This is a genomic window from Pseudoflavonifractor sp. An184 (assembly GCF_002160305.1).
In the GTDB taxonomy this organism is placed as follows: Bacteria; Bacillota; Clostridia; order Oscillospirales; family Oscillospiraceae; genus Lawsonibacter; species Lawsonibacter pullicola.
Genome location: NZ_NFKI01000053.1, coordinates 1 through 20,688, shown reverse-complemented (window position 1 = coordinate 20,688; position 20,688 = coordinate 1). Strand labels below are relative to the sequence as shown.

The window sequence follows — 20,688 nt, the reverse complement described above, 5'->3', positions numbered from 1 at the left end:
CCCCCCTGGTCTCCCTGTACGACCTGGAGCTGGACCCGGCCATTCAGAATCCGGAGTACGGCTATAATCTGGCGGAGACCTCCTTCTCCCCCCTGGCTGTCAAGCAGGACCTGAACCAGTGGACCTACCGGGAGGAGCCGGACGACCCCTCCGCCTCCATCTCCATCGACTATGTGGACGCGGTCTCCCCCACCTTTGCCGGGTGGGTGCTGGACAGCTGGAAGCGCACCGACGAGGTGGAGGACGGCATCCCCTGGCAGGAGGCCAGCCGCCCCGGCCTGGACCGCCTGTATACCTACATAGAAGTCCCCGAGGGGCCGGCAGGGTACGACGTGGGGGACCACCACTACACCGTCAACCAGTTTGCGGACACCTACTACTGGCTGGGTCAGGCGGGAGACCAGGCGTTCCGCCTGACGGTGCGGGGCACCGTCCCGCCGGAGGAGGCCCTGGACCTGCTGCTGGAACGGATGGGCGCAGCCTCATAAGTATCAGCGCCTCCCATGCCTTCCCTTTTACTTTATTACTGAGGAGGATTCTCCCATGAAAACACCCAAAAACGCATCTTACAAGTGGAAGTTCAGCCCGGTGAACCTGATGGACAGGGCCCGGTTTCAGGACTGGCTGAACCAGATGGCCCGCCAGGGGCTCTTTTACCACTGGTACTCCAACAAGGTCATAAGATTCAGTCCGGGCGGCTTCCCCATGGTCCGGTTCCAGGTGAAGGCCCCCGACCCCAACCGCCGCTACCACCTGTACCCCGCCCCGGAGATGCTCACCGAGCCCCCCGCGGACCTTCTGGAGCAGTACCGGCAATACGGCTGGACCTATGTGGACTATATCCCCTCCAGCTGCATCTCCTACTTTCTCTTTGCCACCGACGACCCCAGCGCGGCAGAGCCCAATTCGAACCCGGAGTCCCTCCACCGGGCCCTGCGCTTCCCCGTTCGGAATCTGCTGATCCTGGCATTTCCGACGCTGATACTGATTCTTGTGTACGGGATCATATTCTCCGGGTCCTGGGGCGGGCTGGAGTCCTCCCAGCAGCTCTCCCCCGCCCTCCAGGTGTTTGGGCTCCTCCTGCTGGCCCTGCTGCTGAGTCTTCTGATCTCCGGCGGCTTCCAGTGGCTCACCTACTTCCTCCTCCGCCGCAAGATCAAGGAGGAGCACACAGCCCGGCCCTCCCTGCCCCGATGGCTGCTCATGGCCCAGCGGGTCCTGGCAGTGATCGAGACGGTTTCCTTTCTGGCGGCGGTACTGCTGCCGGGCGGCTCCTTCTTCCGGCGGATGGACCGCCTTCTGGACGCCCGGCACGAGGTCCAGGCCGTGGTCCCCCAGGAGCAGGTCACAGAGGACGTCCCTCTGGAGGACTGGGAGCCCGACTTCGACCTGCTCACTCTGGCGGAGATGGAGGGAGACGGAAGTTGGGTCCCCAGCGAGGACTTCACCTTTGCCGCCGGCATACCCTCTATGGAAAAGGAAATCCACTACAACGTAGTGGACCTGCACGAGGCCCCTGAACAGCCCATTCCTATCTGGTACACCATCAATCAGGACGGCACGGGGAGCAGCGGAACGTCCTCCCTGTACATCTCCTACTACCTGGCCCGGGACGGCGAGGCGGCCCAGGCCAGGCTGGAGCGGGAACGGACCTCCTCTGAATATTACGACTACCAGCCCATTGAGGTCCCCGGGGCCGAGGAATTTTGGTGCGATTCCGTGGGACTCACCCCCGAGGAGGATGTCTCCCCCGCCTGGTTCGTCCTGGCCCGGAAGGGGGACCGGCTGCTGGAGCTGCGCTACGACGGCACGCTGGACCTGAGTGAGTGGTTTGACGAGATCGCCGCCATGCTCACGCCGGTGGAATGACCGGTTTCCCTCTCCCAAAACAGGGCGCAGACTTTTCCATAAGGAGCTGATCCTATGAGCCGATCCAAGAAAGAAGTCTCCGGCAATTTGATCCGAAAATGGGCCGTGGTGGACGCCAAGGACATCGCCCGCACGGAGACCTGGCTGGAGGACATGGCCGCCCAGGGGCTGTTCTTCCACGACTTCTCCGGGTTGAGTATCCTGGCCCCCGGCCCCCTCTGGATTGTGCTGTTCCGGAAGGACGCCCCCAGACCGGAGCGCCGGTACCGCCTGTGCCCCACCCGGCCCCAGGAGGCGGAGCCCTCCCAGGAGACTCTGGAGCTGTACGCCCAGTCCGGCTGGCAGTTTCTGCGGTACTGGGGCACCTCCTGCGTGTCCTACTACCTGTTCTACACCGACGACCCCGCCGCCCCGGAGCCCTACACCGACCCGGACTCCCTCTATGAGGCCCTCCGGCCCCCGAAGAAAGACGTGCTCAACGATTTGCTTTTGGGCGTGGTTCTGTATACCTCCGCCGCCATCCTCAGCGCCACACAAATCCTGGACCGCCAGCTCTCCTTCCTGCCCAACTGGATTCTTGCCGCGGCCGCGGCACTGCTGATCGCCCTTTGGCTGAGCTCCCTCCTTCTGAATGGGACCGACTGGCTCACCGTTCTGGCCCTCCGGCAGGAGATCCGGCGGCGGGACACGGTGCGGCCCGCTCCGCCCCCCGCCCTGTTCGCCGCCCGCTGCCTCTTCTCCTCCCTTCTCTCCCTTCTCCAGACGGGGCTCCTGGCTGTGGTTCTCGCCTTGATTTTCACGCTCTTCCGCATCAACAGCGACCTGCCCCTGGAGCAGTTCGACCCCGACTTTGACCTGCTCACCCTGTCGGAGATGGAGGGGGACGGCAGTTGGACCCCGGAGCCCGACCTGGAGGTCGCGGACCAGCTCCTCCGCTTCAATGCGGCGGACGTGTACCAGGACCCCGGCCGGGGCGTCCCGATGTGGTACGACGTCAGCCAGGCGGGCTACGGCACCAGCGGGGACTCGGACATGGAGCTCAACTACTACATTGCCGATGATCCCCAGGCCGCCCGGGAGCTCCTGACCAGCCTGGTCCAGGACCTGCAGAGCCCGGACGGCGACCTTCTCTCCTACCTCCCCGACCAACTCCCCTTCCAGCGGGAAACCGTTCCCGGCGCGGAGGAGTTTCTGGTCCGCCGGGAGGGAGAGAACTGGGATGTGGTCGCCCTGGAGGGGGATCGGGTGCTGGCTCTGCGGTACGGCGGGACGTTGGACCTGACCGAGTGGTACGGCGATATCGCCGCCATGCTCATGCCGGAGGCATGACCGGCGGCGGGGGCAAGCCCCCGCCCTACTCAGTTTGTTTGATCCCAAAGGGCGCGGCCGTGGGCGGCCGCAAGAGGCGCACCGCCCGCGCCTCCCCCTTGGGAGACACGCGACAGGCAAAATATGAATTGAAACAAGGAGTGACGAACGATGGGGAAACAAAAGAATCGGGTCACCAAGTGGTCCCCGGTGAGCCCCATGGACTTTCCCCGCTTTGAGTCCTGGCTGGAGGAGATGGCCGGGAAGGGGTTTCTGGTGCACCGTGTTCAGCAGAACTTGTTCTCCCTGGCCCGGGTCAAATTCCGCCGGGACGAGCCCCACCCCCACCGCCGGTACCGGGTGTGTCCCGCCCAGGGGCAGCAGCAGTCTCAGGAGAAGCCGTCCCAGGAGCTGCTGGAGCTGTATGCCGGCGCGGGGTGGACCTACGAGGGGGACATCGGCCGGCCCTGGACCACCCTGTACCTCTTTTCCACCGACAATCCGGAGGCCCAGGAACCTTACACCGACCCGGATTCCTTCCGGTACGCCCTGCGCTTTCCAAAAGGCAATCTGTTGCTCCTTCTGTTCCTTATTGCCCTGAACCTGGGGCTGAGGGCATCCATCGCCGCCATGGAGATGGACCTCCAGCAGTCTCCCCACCTGGCCATCCCCCTGGTCACCCTAGTCCAGGTCCTTCTGGTCCTGCTTTGGGTCCTGCTGGCGCTGGTCCTGGGAAGTGATCTCCTGACTGTGGCCCTGCTCCGCCGCCGGGCCCGCAGAGACCAGACGGTGCGGCCCAGCCTCCCCCTTTGGCCCTACCGGCTCCAGCGGCTATTTGCCCGCGCCGCCGCGGTCCTGCTGCTGACGGGTGTGTCGGCCGCCCTGCTGGCCTCTCTCACCGACAAAGTTGAGAAGAACATCCCTCTGGAGGAATTTCAGCCGGGCTTCTCTCTGCTCACCCTGGAGGAGATGGCGGGGGACGGCGGCTGGACGCCTTGGGAGAATTGGACCGCCAGCGAGCATGTAGACCTCTCCCCTGAGATGGCCGAGCAGGCCGACATCACCATCTACTACAATGCGGCGACCATGAAGCGCAACCCTAAACAGAGGTTTTTCGACAAACTGACAGGGACGGTCCATCGGACCGTCCCTGTGCGTCTGTGTTTATTCGTTTGTTCCGCCCGGCTCCGGCGGGGAGGGCGCCTTTTCCGCCGCCAGCGGGCCGGTCTTTCCCAGGTACTCCTCGGTACTCAGGGGCAGGCCCCGCTTTTTCAGGCCGCGGTTCACCAGGCGGCTGACCACGCTGTAAAACATGGCGAACACGGGCACGCCCAGCACCATGCCCACAAAGCCGAACAGTCCGCCGAACAGCAGCACCGCAAACAGCACCCAGAAGGAGGCCAGCCCCACCGAGCTGCCCAGAATCTTCGGGTGAAGGATGTTGCCGTCCAGCTGCTGCAGCACAAAAATGAAAATCACAAAATAGAGGCACTGCCGGGGGCTGACCAGCAGAATCAGCAGTCCGCTGGGAATGGCCCCGATGAAGGGTCCAAAAAAGGGGATCACGTTGGTCACCCCGATGATCACCGCCAGCAGCATGGGGTAGGGAAACTGGAACACCGTGAAGCAGATCAGGCAGATCACACCCACAATGAAGGAATCCACCAGGGTCCCATTGATAAATCCGCTTAAAATCCGATAGGCGCTCCGGCTCTCCTCCACCAGCAGGTCGGCCACCCGGGTGGGAAACATGCTGTACAGGATCTTCTTACTCTGGGCGGCGAAGACGTCCTTCCGGGCCAGCAGATATACCGACACAATGACCGCCACGATGATGTCCTTGAGCAGGTTAACCAGAGCCAGCACCACCGTGGACACGCCGGAGACCACCCCGGTCAGCTGAGGCAGCAGTTCCGAGCGCAGCCAAGCCAGGGTGCTGGAGGCCGACTCCAGGTTGGGAATCAGATCGGAGCTGAGCCACTGGTTCAGGGCAGCCCCCGCCGTACGGTAGTAGCTCAGTACAGCCTGCTGGATATCAGGGTTGTCGGCCAGGAAGGTGGTCAGCCACTGCTGAACGCTCTGAAAATAGCCAGGGAGGGCCTCAAACAGCCCCACAAGGCTCCAATAGAGCTGTGGCAGCACCATGGCCAGCAGCACATACAGCACCAGGAAGGCAAAAATCAGGCTTAACAGGATGGAGATGGCACTGAGGATGTTCTTTTTCTTGCCCCAGGGGTCCCGAATGCCCTGACACTGATCCGTCAGCACCGCCAGAATGCGCCGGTGGACCGGAAGCAGCAGAAAGGCCAGCACAATGCCATAGCAGATGGGACGGAGAATATAGCCGATGGTCTCCAGCAGGCTGCGAATAGCAGAGAAGTGCTCCAACAGAAAAAACAACAGGATAGCGGCCGCAATTACCGCAAAGGCGGTGACCCCCGCAGCCAGATAGGGTCCATATTTTCCTCGTCCCTTCAAAGGACAGTTCCTCCTCTACTCCTAAGCCTCATCAGACCTTCAGTTCGGTCTCCTTCTCCCCCAGAACGCCGGCGTACTTCTCCAGCACCGGCTGCACCTCCTGGGTCAGGAACTCCTCCACCTGCTCGGGGCAGCGGCCGATGTAGCGGCTGGGCTCCAGGTGGGCGGTGAGCTCCTCCTTCGTCATACCGAAGGCCGGATCGGCGGCGATCAGGTCGATGAGGTTGTTGGACAGGCCCAGATCCTTCACGTTCCGGCCCGCCTCCTGGGACAGGACCCGGATGCGCTCGTGGAGCTCCTGCCGGTCGCCGCCCCGGACCACCGCGTCCATCATGATGTTCTCGCTGGCCATGAAGGGCAGCTCCTCCAGCACGTGCTTCTCGATGACCTTGGGGTGGACCACCAGGCCGGAGGCCACGTTGCGGTAGATGTTCAGGATGGCGTCCACCGCCAGGAAGGCCTCGGGGACGGAGATGCGCTTGTTGGCGGAGTCGTCCAGGGTGCGCTCAAACCACTGGGTGGCGGCGGTGACGGCGGGGTTGCCCGCGTCCACGATGACGTACCGGGCCAGGGAGCAGATGCGCTCGCAGCGCATGGGGTTGCGCTTATAGGGCATGGCGGAGGACCCGATCTGGTTCTTCTCAAAGGGCTCCTCCACCTCCTTCAGGTGGCACAGCAGGCGCATGTCGGTGGCAAACTTGCTGGCGGACTGGGCGATGCCGGACAGGACGGACAGGACGCTGTAATCCATCTTCCGGGAGTAGGTCTGGCCGCTCACCGGCACCACGCCGTCGAAGCCCATCTCCTTGGCGATCTTCCGCTCCAGTTCCTTCACCTTCTCGTGGTCGCCGTTAAACAGCTCCAGGAAGGAGGCCTGGGTGCCGGTGGTCCCCTTGGAGCCCAGCAGCTTCAGGGTGGAGATGCGGTGCTCCACCTCCTCCAGGTCCAGCAGCAGGTCGTTCATCCACAGGGAGGCCCGCTTGCCCACGGTGACCAGCTGGGCGGCCTGGAAGTGGGTGAAGCCCAGGGTGGGCAGGGCCTTGTACTCCCGGGCGAACTTGGCCAGGGCGTCGAGCACCTGCACCAGCTTGTTCCGGACCAGAATCAGCCCCTCCCGCATGAGGATCACGTCGGTGTTGTCCCCCACGTAGCAGCTGGTGGCCCCCAGGTGGATGATGGGCATGGCCTTGGGGCACAGCTCCCCGTAGGTGTGCACATGGGCCATCACGTCGTGGCGGAGCTTCTTCTCCCACTGGGCGGCCTTCTCGTAGTCAATGTCATAGATATGCGCCTCCAGCTCGTCCACTTGCTCCTGGGTCACCGGCAGGCCCAGCTCCATCTCCGCCCGGGCCAGGGCCACCCACAGCTTCCGCCAGGTGGAGAACTTCTTGTCCGCGGAGAACAGATAGAGCATCTCCTCGCTGGCGTAGCGGGAAGACAGGGGGCTTTCATAGGTATTGGTCGGCATCTTGCATCGTCCTTTTCTCTGGTTTTCCAAGGGTGAGGGTCTCCCCCCGCCCACATCAATTCAGTTTATTATATCGTATTTGCGCCCGCTTTGCCACTGTTTCCTGAAATTTTATCCTCCGGCCCCAAACACAAAGAGAGGCGGGGCGTGTCACCCCGTCTCTCCCATCTCCCCCACCGCCCGGGTCAGCCGGTCCAGCGCGGCCAGGATCTCCACCAAAATCTTGTTCTGATAGTCCAGCACCTGATTGAGCTCCCGCATCTGGCGCCAGAGCGCCTCCCGCTCCCATTCCCGGGCCGTCTGCACCGGGAGGCTATGTACATACCGGTGCATGGTCATCTCCTCCGCCGCGGCCTGGATCTTGGCAATGGCCTCCTCCGGGTCGGTGCGGCGCGTCCCCGCGCCATCCCGGCGGTTTTGACTGGTATTTCCCACGGTGATCCCTCCTGTTCGGTTGTTCTTCTGCCCATCCTATGCCGGGGGGTTGACCGCCGTCCCAGAATATGCTATATTCTTTTTGTCTCAAATAAGACACTTTTAAAAAGGGGGCGGGACCATGGCGGCGGAGATCACCCGGGAGGAGCTGCTGCTTCTGGGGCGGTGCCCCTTTTTCCGGGGGGCGGACGAGGCGCTGCTCCGGCGGGTGCTGGCCCTCCCCGGCGTCACCGCCGAGGCCTTTCCCGCCGGGGAGGCCGTCTATCAGCCCCACCAGTTCCGCCGGTGCCTGGGGTTTCTCCTGTCCGGTCAGGTACAGGTGACCAACGCCGCCCTGTCGGTGAGCGTGCTGGAGGCCGGGGAGCTCTTCGGCGCGGCCGCCCTCTACAACGACCTGCCGGACTACGCCACAACCCTCACCGCCCGTTCCCCATGCCGCATCCTGTTTCTGCCCCAGGAGGACGTGGACCGGCTGCTGGGAGAGGAGTCCCTCCTCCGCCAAAACTACCTGCGCTACCTGTCCGGCCGCATCCGGTTCCTGTCCGGGCGGCTGGGGGCCCTGGCCCAGACCGGAGCGGAGGGCAAGCTGGCCCGGTATCTCCTCTCCAGCGGGGCACCCTCGGTCCACGCCCCGGCCACCGACCTGGCCAAGCGGCTGGGCCTCAGCCGGGCCTCCCTCTACCGGGCCTTCGAGTCCCTGGAGACGGCGGGCCTCATCTGCCGGGAGGGCAAGACGGTGTTCGTGCTGGACCGCGGGGGGCTGGAAGGGGTTTTGTGAGCGTTTCCTCTTTGTGCGGGGGTTCCGCCCTGCGGGCGGGTTTCTTTCTGGATGCCCAGAAAGAAACCAAAGAGGCACCAGGGGGCAAGCGCAGATCGACTTCGGCTTCGCCTCAGCCGATATGACGCTTGTCCCCTGGACCCCCGTTTTACGGGGGCCGCCAATTAGGCAGTCTTGGTGGTCATCGCAAAGGCGCGGGCGGCTCAGCTGATCGCCTGCCCCTCGTCTTTCGCTGCCGCTGACCGGGCAATAGTCGAGGGCTTGACACTCCCCCTTTTAGAAAGCGCCTTTGTTGCGGTGGGGCTCAAGCGCGGCTCAATCTGACGGCGTATCCTGTACCGTTTCTGGATTTCCGTAGGGACGGCGCGTCCGGGAGGCCGCACCCTACAAACGGAGACCCCCTCAAAAGCGGGCGGGTGAGGACACCCGCCCCTACGCTGAATGTAGAAGCGTTCCTATCCTTTTGTAGGGGCCGGTCCCAGACCGGCCCGCCGTATCTTGGAACGTCGGGAGGGGCAAGCCCCTCCCCTACGGGTTTCAAGAAAGTCTTCCGGAATTGGGTAGGGGAGGCCCTTGGGCCTCCCGCCGATCCCATTGGGGCCGGGCGGCCCGGTGTGTCTCCTCTACGGCATTTTTTCAGCCATCCAAAAGCGGCGCGTCCAGGAGGCCGCGCCCTACGGCCCAGCACCAGCCGCCACCTGCTCGGCAAAGCCAGGCGCAGAACGGGAACCGCATTAGTTTCAATTTTGGGAATACCAGGCCCCAGTGGGCCGGATTGAACTGCGGAAAGCCACTCAGATTTTGCGCGCCGGAAATTTTCTGCCGACTTTCAGGTACGCGTCCCCCGTAATGTGGGACCGGGGGTAAGCCGTCATTGGCGAACGAAGTTCGCCTCTGCGGCGTCCCCCGGCGATCCTTTGGGTGCTTTCCCATCGCTGGGAAAGTACCTCGCCGCCCGCAGGCGGCGAAATTCCCCGCACAAACCAGAAAGAGGCGGCGGGGGCAAGCCCCCGCCCTACAAGATTCTTCTAACGACATTTGTTTCTTAGACTGGCCCCTCATCCGCCCCCTTCGGGGGCACCTTTCCCTATCCCCTCTGTCGCTTCGCGACATCTCCCCTTGACAAGGGGAGTCGGCCCCCAGGGGCAGGCTTAAGAGAGATGACGGCGAAATTTCCCCATCTGGCCTCCATCAACAACTTCAGAAAGGAAGATTCAAATGAAACTGAAAAAGCAACTCTCTCTGCTCCTGTGCGGCGCTATGATGGTGTCCGCCCTGGCCGGCTGCGGCAACGGCGGCTCCAGCTCCAGCGCCTCCGGCTCCCAGTCCTCCTCAAGTGTGGGAGATACCTCTCAGTCGGATGCATATACGCTGCCCAATATCATGGTCCTCTCCGGCCCCACCGGCGTGGGCGCCGCCAAACTGATGGCGGATAATGAGGCGGCGGAGTTCTATGACAAAGTCGCGGCCTCCGCCACCGTGGAGGCGGACAACCAGGCGGTGTCCTCCGCCCTCATCAACGGGGACGCGGACATCGCCGCCGTGGCCACCAACGTGGCGGCCACCCTGGTCAACAAGAACCCGGAATCCATCCAGGTGCTGGCGGTCAATACCCTGGGCGTCCTCTACATTCTGGAGAAGGGGGACACCGTGACCTCCATGGCCGATTTGGCGGGCAAGACCGTGTACGCCACCGGCGAGGGGGCCAACCCGGAGTACGTCCTCAACTATCTGCTCACCGAGAACGGGGTGGACCCGGCCGACGTGGACATCCAGTGGATGACCGCCCAGGAGGTCACCGCCCAGATGGCGTCCTCGGAGGACGGCATCTGCATGCTCCCCGTCCCCGCCGCCACCGCCCTGATGATCCAGGACTCCGGCGTGCGTCAGGCCCTGTCCCTCACCGATGAGTGGTCCAGCGTAAGCGACGGCGAGCTGGCCATGGGCTGCATCGTGGCCCGCACCGACTATATTGAGGAGAACCCCCAGGGGGTGGAGGCCTTCCTTGCGGCATACCAGGATTCCATCGAGTACATGTCCAACCCGGACAACCTGGACGCCGCCGCCGAGCTGGTGGCCCAGTACGGCATCACCGCCAACGCCAACATCGCCAAGGCGGCCATCCCCCAGTGCAATCTGGTGTGTCTCACCGGGGACGAGATGAAGTCCGTGCTGGAGGCCTACTACCAGGTCCTCTTTGACGCGGACCCCACCTCCATCGGGGGCGCGCTCCCCTACAATTCCTTCTACTATGGCGCGGAGTAATTCCCTGAAAACGTACGTCAGCATTCTGCTGCCCCCAGCCTTCTGGCTGGGGGCTTGGCAGCTTGGGGCTTTTCTGGTGGAGCTCCACGTGGAGGGCCGGGGCAACGAGCTGCTCCTCCCCTACCCGGCCACGGTGCTCTCCGCCCTGGTCCGGCTGGCCCAGGACCCGGCGTTCTGGGGGACCGCCCTCACCTCCCTGCTGCGCATCGCGGCGGGCATGGCGGCGGGGGTGGCCCTGGGGAGCGCTCTGGCCGCCCTCACCTGCGCCAGCTCCTGGTGCGAGCGGCTGTTCGCCCCGGTGATCCGCATTGTCCGGGCCACCCCGGTGGCCTCCTTCATTCTGCTGGTCCTCCTGTGGACCGGGCGGAATCAGGTTCCGGCGGTGATCTCCGGGCTGATGGTGCTGCCGGTGGTGTGGGAGAACCTGACTCAGGGCATCCGCTCCACCGACCGGCAGCTGCTGGAGCTCTCCCGGGCCTACCGGTTTTCCCGGGGAAAGACCGTCCGGCTGGTGTACCTCCCCAGCTTGAAGCCCTACCTGCTCTCCGCCGTCACCACCGCCATGGGGCTGGCCTGGAAGTCCGGGGTGGCCGCCGAGGTCCTCTGCCTCCCCCGGCCAGGCATCGGCACCGAGATCAACCACGCCAAGCAGGCCTTTGAGACGGCGGACCTGTTCGCCTGGACGGCGGTGGTCATCTGTCTGAGCCTGCTCATGGAGCGCTTCCTCACCCGGCTCATCCAGCGCAGAAGAGAGGGGGCGGCGGCATGATCCAGATTTCCAACCTGACCCTGGCCTACGGGGACAAGCTGGTGCTGGACCGCTTCTCCCTCACCCTGCCGGATACCGGGGTGACGGTGCTGTCCGGCCCCTCCGGCTGCGGCAAGACCACCCTCATGCGGTGCATCGCCGGGCTGGAACGGCCCCAAAACGGAACCGTCTCCGGCATCGCCCCCAGCGAGACGGCCTTCCTCTTTCAGGAGGACCGGCTGTTCCCCTGGCGCACGGTGGAGCAGCACCTCACCGATGTGCTCCCCAAGTCCCGCCGGGGGGAGGCGGACCGCTGGCTGGCCCTGGCCGGTCTGGAGGCGGAAAAAACCGCCCTCCCCGCCGCCCTGTCGGGGGGCATGAAGCGGCGGCTGGCCCTGGTGCGGGCCCTGGCCCTGGGCGGGAAGCTCTATCTGCTGGACGAGCCCTTCACCGGGGTGGACGGGGACCGCATCAAGGCCCTGATGGCCGCCCTGAAGGAGCTGGGCGCGCCGGTGGTCCTGTCCAGCCACGAGGGGCTGGTGCGCTCCCTGGCCGATCAGGTGATTAACCTGGACGGCCCGCCCCTGCGCCGCCTGCCCGGCCCATGAATATACAAAAATGCCCCGCCGCTTGATTCGCGGCGGGGCACAGCTTTTTTCTGAGATTTTCTTAACCCCAAGAGGCGAAACGAAGTTTCGCACAAAGTTCTTTTGGTTCCTTTTCTTTCAAGAAAAGGAACTTCTTTTGCCTACTTTTCTTTCCAGAAAAGCAGGTCAGGAAAAGTCGGAGGCCATCTTCTCCTGCTTGACCTTGTGGTCGATGACGTGGCGGCTGGCCAGCTCCGCCCTCACCTCGTCCAGGGAGATGCCCGCCTGGACCATGAGCACCATCACGTGGTAGGCCAGGTCGGCGATCTCGTACACCGTCTCCTTGTGGTCCTCCGCCTTGGCGGCGATGATGACCTCAGTGCACTCCTCCCCCACCTTCTTCAAAATCTTGTCCAAACCCTTTTCGAAGAGGTAAGTGGTGTAGGACCCCTCCGGCCGCCGGGCGTTGCGCTCCTCCAGAAGCTCATAGAGCCCCTCGTAGCTGAACTGTTCTTCCATGTCAATCTTCCTCGCTCTCATAAATGGGATTTCCGTCAAAGCAGGAGTCGGTGCCCAGATGGCAGGCGGGCCCATCTTTTTTCACCCGCACCAGCAGGGCGTCCCTGTCGCAGTCCGCCCGCAGTTCCACAATGTGCTGGTAGTTGCCGCTGGTCTCCCCCTTGAGCCACAGCTCCTGCCGGGACCGGGACCAGAAGCAGGTGAGCTTCTTTTCCAGGGAAATTTCCAGAGACTTCCGGTTCATGTAGGCCAGGGTGAGCACCTTCCCCGTGTCCGCGTCCTGGACAATGGCGGGGATGAGCCCCCGGTCGTCAAATTTCAAGGTATCCAAGTCCATCATAGCCGCACGCACACTCCGTTCTCCCGCAGCACTTGCTTCAAATCGGGGATGGCCACCTCTCCGAAGTGGAAGATGCTGGCCGCCAGACCGGCGGACATGTCGGGGATCTCCCGAAACAGGTCCACAAAGTCCTGCACGCCCCCGGCCCCGCCGGAGGCGATCACCGGCACGCGGACGATCTCGCTCACGTCCCGAAGCATCTCCAGGTCAAACCCTTTCTTCACCCCGTCGGTGTCGATGGAGTTGACCACCACCTCCCCGGCGCCCCGGTCCACCCCCTGGCGAATCCACTCCAGGGCGTCCAGGCCGGTGTCCACCCGGCCGCCGTTCAAAAACACGTGGTACTTGCCGTCCACCCGCTTGGCGTCCACAGACAGCACCACGCACTGGTCTCCGTAACGCTTGGCCGCCTGGCCGATGAGCTCCGGGTTCTTGATGGCCCCGGAGTTGACGGACACCTTGTCCGCCCCGCAGGTGAGCACCCGCTCAAAGTCCTCCAGGCTGTTGATGCCGCCCCCCACGGTGAGGGGGATGAAGATGGTGGAGGCCACCGCCGTGAGAATGTCGGTGAACAGTTTTCTGCCCTCGAAGGAGGCGGTGATGTCATAGAAAACCAGCTCGTCCGCCCCGGAGCGGGAGTAGTAGTCCGCCAGCTTCACCGGGTTGGACACGTCCTGGAGGTTTAAGAAGTTGACCCCCTTCACCACCCGTCCGTCCTTGATGTCCAGACAGGGGATGATCCGCTTGGTCACCATCTCACTCCACCTCCTTCAAAGCCGTTTTCAAATCCAGAGCCCCGGTGTACAGGGCTTTGCCCAAAATGGCCCCGTACAGGCCCAGAGCTTTCAGCTTCTGTAAGTCAGAAATACTTGACACACCGCCCGAGGCGATGAAGTCCAGGGGGAACTGCTGAGAGAGGGTCTGATAGAGCTCCACATTGGCGCCCCCCAGCATGCCGTCCTTGGAGATGTCGGTGCAGATGACGGTCTTGACCCCCAGACCGCACAGGCGGGTGAAAAAGTCCTCGGCCCGCTCCGGGGCGGTCTCCTTCCAGCCCTTGATGGCGATGGCCCCGTCCTTCAGGTCCACCCCCACCGCCGCCTGGCTGCCGAAGCGGTCCAGGGCGCGCTCCAAAAACTTGGGGTCGGTGACGGCGGCGGTGCCCAGGATCACCCGGGACACCCCGGCGTCCAGGTACTTCTGGATGGTATCCAGGCTGCGGATGCCCCCGCCGATCTCCACCTTTAAATCCGTCTTTTTGCAGATAGCGGCAATCACCGGGAAATTGGGGGTGGTGCCGTCCTTGGCCCCCTCCAGGTCCACGGTGTGGAGCCACTTGGCCCCGGCGGCCTGGAAGTCCGCCGCCTGGGCCGCCGGGTCGTCCCGGTAGACGGTCATCTGGGCGTAGTCCCCCTTTGTCAGGCGGACCACCTTCCCGTCGTATAGATCAATGGCCGGAAGCAGGATCATGCCTTCCCCTCCAATCTGCAAAAGGCCTTCAAAATTTTCAGGCCGGTCTCCCCGCTCTTCTCAGGGTGGAACTGGGTGCCGTACACATTGCCGTTCTGGACCGCCGCCGTCAGCTCCGCGCCGTATTCGGTGGTGGCAGTGCACTGTCCTTTACAGTCAAAGCCCGCGAAGGAGTGGACGAAGTACACGTGTTCCCCCTCCTCCAGGCCGGCGAAGATGGGACTTCTCGCCTTGTCCTTGGGGAAGTGGAGGCCGTTCCACCCCATGTGGGGGACGGCCAGACCCCGGGGGATCACCGTGCGGATGTCCCGCACCTCCCCCTGAATGAGGCCCAAACCGGCGTGCTCCCCGTACTCAAAGGACTTTTCAAACAGCAGCTGCATCCCCAGGCAGATGCCCAGGACGGGTTTGCCCGTGGCCGCCTGGTTGAGGACCGCCTGGAACATCCCCGTGTCCCGCAGCTTCTCCACCGCGTCGCCGAAGGCCCCCACGCCGGGGAGGATGATGTGGTCCGCCCGGTCCAGGACGCTCTCGTCCCGGGTGACCACCGCCTCCTCCCCGATGGCCCCCAGGGAGCTTTTCAGGGAGAACAGGTTGCCCACCCCGTAGTCAATGATGGCGATCATGTCTCCCCCTCCTTCTCAAAGCGGATGTCCACCGCCCGGGCGTGGGCGGTGAGGCCTTCCTCCATGGCAAAGCGGCTCACCTTCCGGTAGTCCCGCTCCAGGGCCTCCCTGGTGTAGTAGCTGAACTGGGATTTCTTGATGAAGTCGTCCACCGACAGAGGGCTGTAAAAGCGAGCGGTGCCCATGGTGGGCAGGGTGTGGTTGGGCCCGGCGAAGTAGTCCCCCATGGGCTCCGGGTTATAGCGGCCCAGGAAGATGGACCCGGCGTTCTCGATAAGCCCCAGGTAGTCGAAGGGATCGTCCACCGACAGCTCCAGGTGCTCCGGGGCGATGCGGTTGGCCACCTCAGCCGCCTGGGTGAGGGACCGGGCTACGATGATCTTGCCATTCTGTTCAATCGAAGCCCGGGCGATCTCCTCCCGCTCCAGGGTCCGGAGCTGGTTCTCGATTTCCCGGGAAACGGCCTGGGCCAGTCCCCGGGAGTCGGTGACCAGGACGGCGGAGGCCATCTTGTCGTGCTCCGCCTGGCTGAGCAGGTCGGCGGCCACCCAGGCCGGGTTGGAATTTCCGTCGGCAATCACCAGCACCTCGGAGGGGCCGGCAATCATGTCGATGTTCACCAGGCCGAACACCTGCCGCTTGGCCTCGGCCACATAGGCGTTGCCGGGGCCCACGATCTTGTCCACCTTGGGCACCGTTTCCGTCCCGCAGGCCAGGGCGGCCACGGCCTGGGCGCCCCCCATTTTGAAGATTCGGGTGACCCCGGCCAGCTTGGCCGCCGCCAGGATGGCGGGGCGGATCTTCCCGTCCCGTCCCGGCGGGGTGGCCATGATGATCTCCCCCACCCCGGCAATGTGGGCGGGGATGGCGTTCATCAGCACGGTGGAGGGGTAGGCGGCGGTGCCCCCGGGGACGTAGATGCCCACCCGGGCCAGGGGGGTGATCTTCTGGCCCAGGACTACCCCCTCCCGCTGGGTCATCAGGAACCCCTCCCGCTTCTGCTTGGCGTGGAAGGCGCGGATGTTCTCGGCGGCCTCCCGGAGGATCTCGGTAAACTCCGGGTCCACCTGGGCGGCCCCCTCCTCCAGCTCCTGGGGGGTCACCTCCAGGGCGGAGAGCTCCACCCGGTCAAACTGCTTTTCATACTCCAGCAGGGCCGCGTCCCCTCGCTCCTTCACCGCGCGGAGGATGTCCGCCACCGGGGCGGACACGTCCGCCGCCTCCTCCTGGCGGGCAAAAATTTCCTCCTCCGGCACCTCGTTGAGGTCGTATATCTTTATCATGGAGCACACCTCACAGATTCTTGGCCAGGGCGTCCCGCATGGCGAGGATCTCCTGGTATTTGAACTTATAGCTCACCTTGTTGCAGATAAACCGGGCGCTGATGTCCACGATGGTCTCCAGAGGGGCCAGGTGGTTCTCCCTTAACGTGTTGCCCGTCTCCACAATGTCCACGATCACGTCGGACAGGCCCAGGATGGGGGCCAGCTCGATGGAGCCGTTGAGCTTGATGATGTCGATGTCCCGGGAGCGGGACTCGTAGTAGTCCCCGGCGATGTGGGGAAACTTGGTGGCCACCCGCAGGGTCTTGTTGGGGTCGTCGTAAAAATCCTCGGGACCGGCCACGCACATGCGGCATTTGCCCATCTTCAGGTCCAGCAGCTCGTACACGTCCGGGCGGTACTCCAGCAAAATGTCCTTTCCGGCGATGCCCACGTCGGCGGCCCCCCGCTCCACATAGATGCTCACGTCGGAGGGCTTGACCCAGAAGTAGCGCACCCCCTTCTCCGGGTTCTCAAAGGTCAACTTCCGGTTTTTCTCCAGAATGGAGGGGCACTCATAGCCGGCGGCGGCCAGAGTCTCGTAGGCTTTTTCGCCCAATCTCCCCTTGGGCAGGGCTACCTGGATCATAGGGACACCTCCTCCGGCCTGAGGCCGTCGTAGTAGCGGACCTTTGTCCGGCACCGCACGGGGGCGCTGGGGCCCATCTCCCGCTCGCACCGGACCGTACAGCCCTTGGAGCGGATCTGCTCCGCGAAAGCGGCCAGCTTGGCCAAATCCGCGTCCGGCCCGTAGGTGAGGAGCAGGTCCGCGTCGTACTGCCGCTCCTGGGAGAAGTACTGCTCCAGGCGGCCCATGTACAGGGCGAAGCCGATGGCCCCCACCTGCTTGCCCATCTTCCGGGGCAGGTTGTCGTACCGCCCGCCGGACAGGGCCGGGAAGGGGATATTGGGCAGAAATCCCTGGAAGATGACCCCGTTGTAGTAGTCCATGCTGTTCACCAGGGAGAAGTCCAGGCGGATGCGGCCGTTGAGGCCGAAGGCCTCCAGCATGGAGGCGGTGACGGACAGCTGCCTTAAAATCTCCCAGCTCTGATTGTCCCGGGCCAGCCGCCCCGCCTGGGCGATGCCCTCCTTCAGGGGGGCGTAGATGCCCATGAGCTCTTGAATGGCCTGGGCGTCCTGGGCAGATAAAATCCCCCGGTCGGCCATGGCCTGGATGCCCGGGGCGTTTTTCTGGGCGATCAGCGCCAGGGCCTGCTCCTGGTCCCCCTGGGACAGGTTCATCCCACCCAGCAGACAGCGGATGAAGCTCACGTCGGACAGGTCCAGCACATAGTCCTCCGACAGAATTTCAAGGGACTTGGCCGCCAGGGCGATGACCTCCGCCTCGGCGTAGGGGTCGATCTGGCCCACCGACTCCACCCCCACCTGGAGAATCTCCTTAAAGGCGCCTCCCATCTCCCGGTAGACGTTCTCGTTGTAGTACACCTTCTCGCTGTCCCCGCTGTTGTTCTTGATGATGGACAGGGTGATGTCCGGCTTCAGGGCCTTCAGAGAGCCGTCCACATCGGTGAAGGTGATGATGTGGCCCTTTTTCAGAAAGTCCTTGTTCTGGGCGTACAGGTCGTAGTCCTCAAACTTGGACATGCGGAATTTCCGGTAGCCGTAGCCCTCGTACAGTTGGTTGAGCTGTTCTTCTAACATAGGTACTCCTATACTATCGTGTTTCCGCCCCCTGCGGGGGCGGAAACCGGTTTAACATTCGTTTGCAACAGGATGACGCAAGCTCCCTCCGCCCCACAGCGGTTACCTTCCCACGGCAGGGGCAAGCCCCTGCCCTGCGGTGGTGCGTCTTTCGCAGAAGCGGATTTTGGCCGCGCCCACTGGAAAAGGTTCGGTTTCGGGAAAGCGGGCGCACGGTGTGCGCCCCTACGGGCCTCCCCGGGGAGCATTCTTACAGCATCCCTTTGGTAGAGGGAATTTCGTTTTTAAACTGCTCCTCGATGGAGACCGCCTCCCGGAGGACCCGGCCCAGGGCCTTGAAGGCCCCCTCCGCGATGTGGTGGGAGTTGCGGCCGGCCAGCTTCCGGATATGAAGGGTCAATTTGGCGTTGACGGCAAAGGCCTCCATGAACTCGTACACCAGCTGGGTGTCGAAGGTGCCAATCTTCTCGGTGGGGATGTCCAGGTCCTCATAGTACCCGCCCCGGCCGGACAGGTCCACAGCGCACAGGATCAGGGCCTCGTCCATGGGCAGGCACAGGGAGGCGTAGCGCTTCACGCCCCGCTTGTCCCCCAGGGCCTGAGCGAAGGCCTGCCCCAGGGCGATGCCGATGTCCTCCACGGTGTGGTGGTCGTCCACGTAGGTGTCGCCGCGGCACGTCAGCTCCAGATCCATCCGCCCGTGGCGGGACAGGAGGGTGAGCATGTGGTCCAGAAAGCCCACGCCGCTCTCAATGGAGCTCTCCCCTCTCCCGTCCAGGTTCAGGGACAACTGAATGTCCGTCTCGTTGGTCTTACGCGCAATCTGGGCTGTTCTCATACTTGCAGCAGCTCCCTTACTTTTTCCAGCAAAATGTCCATCTGCTCTCGGGTGCCGATGGTGATTCGATTATAGTCCCGGATGCGGTCCTTGTCAAAGTAGCGCACCAGCACCCCCCGCTCCTTCAGCCCCTGGTAGAGGGCGGCCCCGGCCAGTCCGGGCTTTTTGGCGAAGATAAAGTTGGTCTTGGAGGGGAGCACGGTGAAGCCCAGCTTCTCCAGCTCCCGGGTGGTGTAGTCCCGGGTCTCCATGATCTTTTGGCAGTTCCCGTCGTAGTAGCTCTGCTCCGCCAGGGCGGCCGCCCCCGCCTTCATGGTCAGCTGGTTCACATTGAAGGGGTTGGTGGAGAACTTGATGGTCTCCAGGTCCTGAATGAGGGAGGCGTTCCCGATGGCGTAACCCAACCGGGCTCCGGCCATAGAACGGGACTTGGAGTAGGTCTGGACCACCAGCAGGTTGGGGTACTTTTGGGTGAGGGGCACGCAGCTCTCCCCGCCGAAGTCCACATAGGCCTCGTCCACCACCACCACGCTGTCCGGGTTGGCCTTCACGATCTCCTCCATCTCGTCCCGGCTCAGGGCCAGGCCGGTGGGGGCGTTGGGGTTGGCGATCACAATGGTCTGGTTCCGCCCGTAGTAGTCCCTGGGGTCCAGAGAGAAGTCCTCTTTCAGTGGGATCACGTCGGCCTGGATGTGGTACAGGTCGCAGAACACGGGGTAAAAGCTGTAAGTGAGGTCGGCGAAGGCCGCCCCCCGGCCGTCGGTGGCGTAGGCCAGGAACGCGAAGTTCAGCGCCTCGTCGGAGCCGTTGGACACGAACACGTTCTCCGGCCTCACCCCGTACTGGCTGGCCAGGGCGGTTTTCAGCTCTATGGCCGTGGCGTCGGAGTACAGCCGCAGCCCGTCCACTTCCCGGGCATTGAGCGCCGCGGCCACGCCGGGGGAGGGCGGATAGGGGGACTCGTTGGCGTTGAGCTTCACATAGTTTTTATCTTTAGGCTGCTCCCCGGGGGTGTAGGGGGCCAGCTGGCTGAGTTGACCACTGAAAAACTGGGACATGGTGCGCCCTCCTCTTTTATGTTCTATTTCATTAGTTCGCTAAAGTGATGATGTAATAATACGCCACTCTGATAGTCTTGTCAAGGGGGAATTTGTTTTTTGCGCTGTGCTTCTGTTTCGCCGTCCCTCTCTAAGGCTTCCCTCTTCCGCCTCCCTCGGCTGTGCTGCCATTTCACCGCCTGGGACAGTTTTCTTTTCTAACGACCCCGTTCCCGGGCGGCGACCTACTTTGCCAGGGGCGGCAAAGTAGGCAAAGCGCCCCCGGGGACGCGTCCGATGGACTACGGCTGCGCTTCGCTCCGCCTAGGTCCATAGGCCGCTTTCCCCGGACCCCATTACGGGGGTTACCACTTTAGGCGGGTGGTGACCTTCCGGCTCGCAAAATTTGAGTGGTTGGTCTAAATTTCCGTCGGGCCATAGGGCCCTGGGTTTTCAAAAATTGCGGCTGATGCAGTCTAATTTCTGCGCCTGGGTTTCCTATCTGTGCTACCGGGACAGCTATCCGCCGCCCGCCGATTTCCCGAACCGAAATTGAGCCCCACCAGCCTAAAAAGGCGCGACTTCTGTCAGGAGGACACACACCCAAAGATCACCGGAGCTTTAGCGGCAGCGGTAATAGAACGGAAACCAATCAGCTGAGCACCCGCGCCTTTGCGTTGACAGACCAAGTCGCCTAATTGGGACCCCGTAAATGGGGTCCGGGGGGAGCGAATATGAGCGCGGAGCGCTCGTCCTGAGCGCACCCCGGGGGCGTTTTGGTTACTTTGCCGCCGTGCCGATTTACAATGCAAGTGCAACAGTGAAGAAAAAGAGTGACTCAAAGAGGAAAAGCCAGTAAAATGGTAGTTGCGAGCCAACCATAAGGAGGCGTTCCTCAATGAGCCACTACCAACATCTTAGCATAGAAGAACGGG

At 63.3% G+C, this 20,688-nt stretch carries 20 protein-coding genes; 7 read left to right on the top strand and 13 right to left on the bottom strand.

Annotation, left to right across the window (positions count from 1 at the left end):
• The 3 genes from B5F19_RS17555 to B5F19_RS13730 all read left to right on the top strand — a co-directional run.
• Positions 1 to 488, top strand: a 488-nt coding sequence (locus tag B5F19_RS17555; RefSeq protein ID WP_162612586.1) for a hypothetical protein, incomplete at its 5' end; no start/stop codon positions are given.
• 55 nt (positions 489 to 543) lie between these two features.
• On the top strand, positions 544 to 1,869 hold the full coding sequence (locus tag B5F19_RS13735; protein WP_087291422.1) for a DUF2812 domain-containing protein: 1,326 nt from the start codon (positions 544 to 546) through the stop codon (positions 1,867 to 1,869).
• Between the two features lie 54 nt (positions 1,870 to 1,923).
• Positions 1,924 to 3,198, top strand: a complete 1,275-nt coding sequence (locus B5F19_RS13730) for a DUF2812 domain-containing protein (protein WP_087291420.1) — start codon at positions 1,924 to 1,926, stop codon at positions 3,196 to 3,198.
• 1,143 nt (positions 3,199 to 4,341) lie between these two features.
• Here B5F19_RS13730 and B5F19_RS18080 read toward each other — a convergent pair.
• From B5F19_RS18080 to B5F19_RS13710, 3 genes are all read right to left on the bottom strand, one after another.
• The gene (locus B5F19_RS18080; RefSeq protein WP_087291416.1) at positions 4,342 to 5,655 is read right to left on the bottom strand and encodes an AI-2E family transporter; all 1,314 of its coding nucleotides are present in this window, start codon (positions 5,653 to 5,655) and stop codon (positions 4,342 to 4,344) included.
• Between the two features lie 31 nt (positions 5,656 to 5,686).
• On the bottom strand, positions 5,687 to 7,123 hold the full coding sequence (purB, locus tag B5F19_RS13715) for an adenylosuccinate lyase (protein WP_087291414.1): 1,437 nt from the start codon (positions 7,121 to 7,123) through the stop codon (positions 5,687 to 5,689).
• 150 nt (positions 7,124 to 7,273) lie between these two features.
• A complete protein-coding gene (locus B5F19_RS13710) occupies positions 7,274 to 7,558 on the bottom strand; it encodes a hypothetical protein (RefSeq protein WP_087291412.1) in 285 nt (94 codons plus the stop codon).
• A gap of 121 nt (positions 7,559 to 7,679) precedes the next feature.
• Between B5F19_RS13710 and B5F19_RS13705 the strand changes: the two genes are divergently transcribed.
• The 4 genes from B5F19_RS13705 (at position 7,680) to B5F19_RS13690 (ending at position 11,957) form a co-directional block, all read left to right on the top strand.
• Positions 7,680 to 8,336, top strand: coding sequence for a Crp/Fnr family transcriptional regulator (locus B5F19_RS13705; protein WP_087291411.1), 657 nt, complete (start codon positions 7,680 to 7,682; stop codon positions 8,334 to 8,336).
• A gap of 1,218 nt (positions 8,337 to 9,554) precedes the next feature.
• Positions 9,555 to 10,601: an ABC transporter substrate-binding protein gene (locus B5F19_RS13700; protein ID WP_087291409.1), complete on the top strand. Its 1,047-nt coding sequence runs from the start codon at positions 9,555 to 9,557 to the stop codon at positions 10,599 to 10,601.
• The gene (locus tag B5F19_RS13695) at positions 10,588 to 11,370 is read left to right on the top strand and encodes an ABC transporter permease subunit (protein WP_087291407.1); all 783 of its coding nucleotides are present in this window, start codon (positions 10,588 to 10,590) and stop codon (positions 11,368 to 11,370) included. Before B5F19_RS13700 ends, B5F19_RS13695 begins: the two co-directional genes overlap by 14 nt.
• Positions 11,367 to 11,957, top strand: a complete 591-nt coding sequence (locus B5F19_RS13690) for an ATP-binding cassette domain-containing protein (RefSeq protein WP_087291405.1) — start codon at positions 11,367 to 11,369, stop codon at positions 11,955 to 11,957. The genes B5F19_RS13695 and B5F19_RS13690 overlap by 4 nt, the downstream gene beginning before the upstream one ends.
• A gap of 165 nt (positions 11,958 to 12,122) precedes the next feature.
• Here B5F19_RS13690 and hisE read toward each other — a convergent pair whose 3' ends face one another.
• The 10 genes from hisE to hisC form a co-directional block, all read right to left on the bottom strand.
• Entirely contained in the window at positions 12,123 to 12,455 is a 333-nt protein-coding gene (hisE, locus tag B5F19_RS18345) for a phosphoribosyl-ATP diphosphatase (RefSeq protein WP_087291403.1), read from the bottom strand.
• A 1-nt stretch (position 12,456) separates the two neighbouring features.
• The gene (gene hisI, locus B5F19_RS18340; RefSeq protein WP_204248333.1) at positions 12,457 to 12,795 is read right to left on the bottom strand and encodes a phosphoribosyl-AMP cyclohydrolase; all 339 of its coding nucleotides are present in this window, start codon (positions 12,793 to 12,795) and stop codon (positions 12,457 to 12,459) included.
• Positions 12,792 to 13,550 (bottom strand): imidazole glycerol phosphate synthase subunit HisF, encoded by a 759-nt coding sequence (hisF, locus tag B5F19_RS13675; protein WP_087291399.1) that lies wholly within the window; start codon positions 13,548 to 13,550, stop codon positions 12,792 to 12,794. The genes hisI and hisF overlap by 4 nt, the downstream gene beginning before the upstream one ends.
• 1 nt (position 13,551) lies before the next feature.
• A complete protein-coding gene (hisA, locus tag B5F19_RS13670; RefSeq protein ID WP_087291397.1) occupies positions 13,552 to 14,265 on the bottom strand; it encodes a 1-(5-phosphoribosyl)-5-[(5-phosphoribosylamino)methylideneamino]imidazole-4-carboxamide isomerase in 714 nt (237 codons plus the stop codon).
• Positions 14,262 to 14,891, bottom strand: a complete 630-nt coding sequence (gene hisH, locus B5F19_RS13665; protein ID WP_087291395.1) for an imidazole glycerol phosphate synthase subunit HisH — start codon at positions 14,889 to 14,891, stop codon at positions 14,262 to 14,264. Before hisH ends, hisA begins: the two co-directional genes overlap by 4 nt.
• Entirely contained in the window at positions 14,888 to 16,174 is a 1,287-nt protein-coding gene (gene hisD / locus B5F19_RS13660; protein ID WP_087291393.1) for a histidinol dehydrogenase, read from the bottom strand. The genes hisH and hisD overlap by 4 nt, the downstream gene beginning before the upstream one ends.
• Positions 16,175 to 16,184: 10 nt before the next feature.
• On the bottom strand, positions 16,185 to 16,802 hold the full coding sequence (gene hisG, locus B5F19_RS13655) for an ATP phosphoribosyltransferase (protein ID WP_087291391.1): 618 nt from the start codon (positions 16,800 to 16,802) through the stop codon (positions 16,185 to 16,187).
• Positions 16,799 to 17,878, bottom strand: coding sequence for an ATP phosphoribosyltransferase regulatory subunit (locus B5F19_RS13650; protein ID WP_087291389.1), 1,080 nt, complete (start codon positions 17,876 to 17,878; stop codon positions 16,799 to 16,801). Before B5F19_RS13650 ends, hisG begins: the two co-directional genes overlap by 4 nt.
• Positions 17,879 to 18,128: 250 nt before the next feature.
• Complete coding sequence (gene hisB, locus B5F19_RS13645) at positions 18,129 to 18,716, bottom strand: imidazoleglycerol-phosphate dehydratase HisB (protein WP_087291387.1); 588 nt, start codon at positions 18,714 to 18,716, stop codon at positions 18,129 to 18,131.
• Positions 18,713 to 19,774: a histidinol-phosphate transaminase gene (hisC, locus tag B5F19_RS13640; protein WP_087291386.1), complete on the bottom strand. Its 1,062-nt coding sequence runs from the start codon at positions 19,772 to 19,774 to the stop codon at positions 18,713 to 18,715. Before hisC ends, hisB begins: the two co-directional genes overlap by 4 nt.
• Positions 19,775 to 20,688 lie beyond the last annotated feature (914 nt).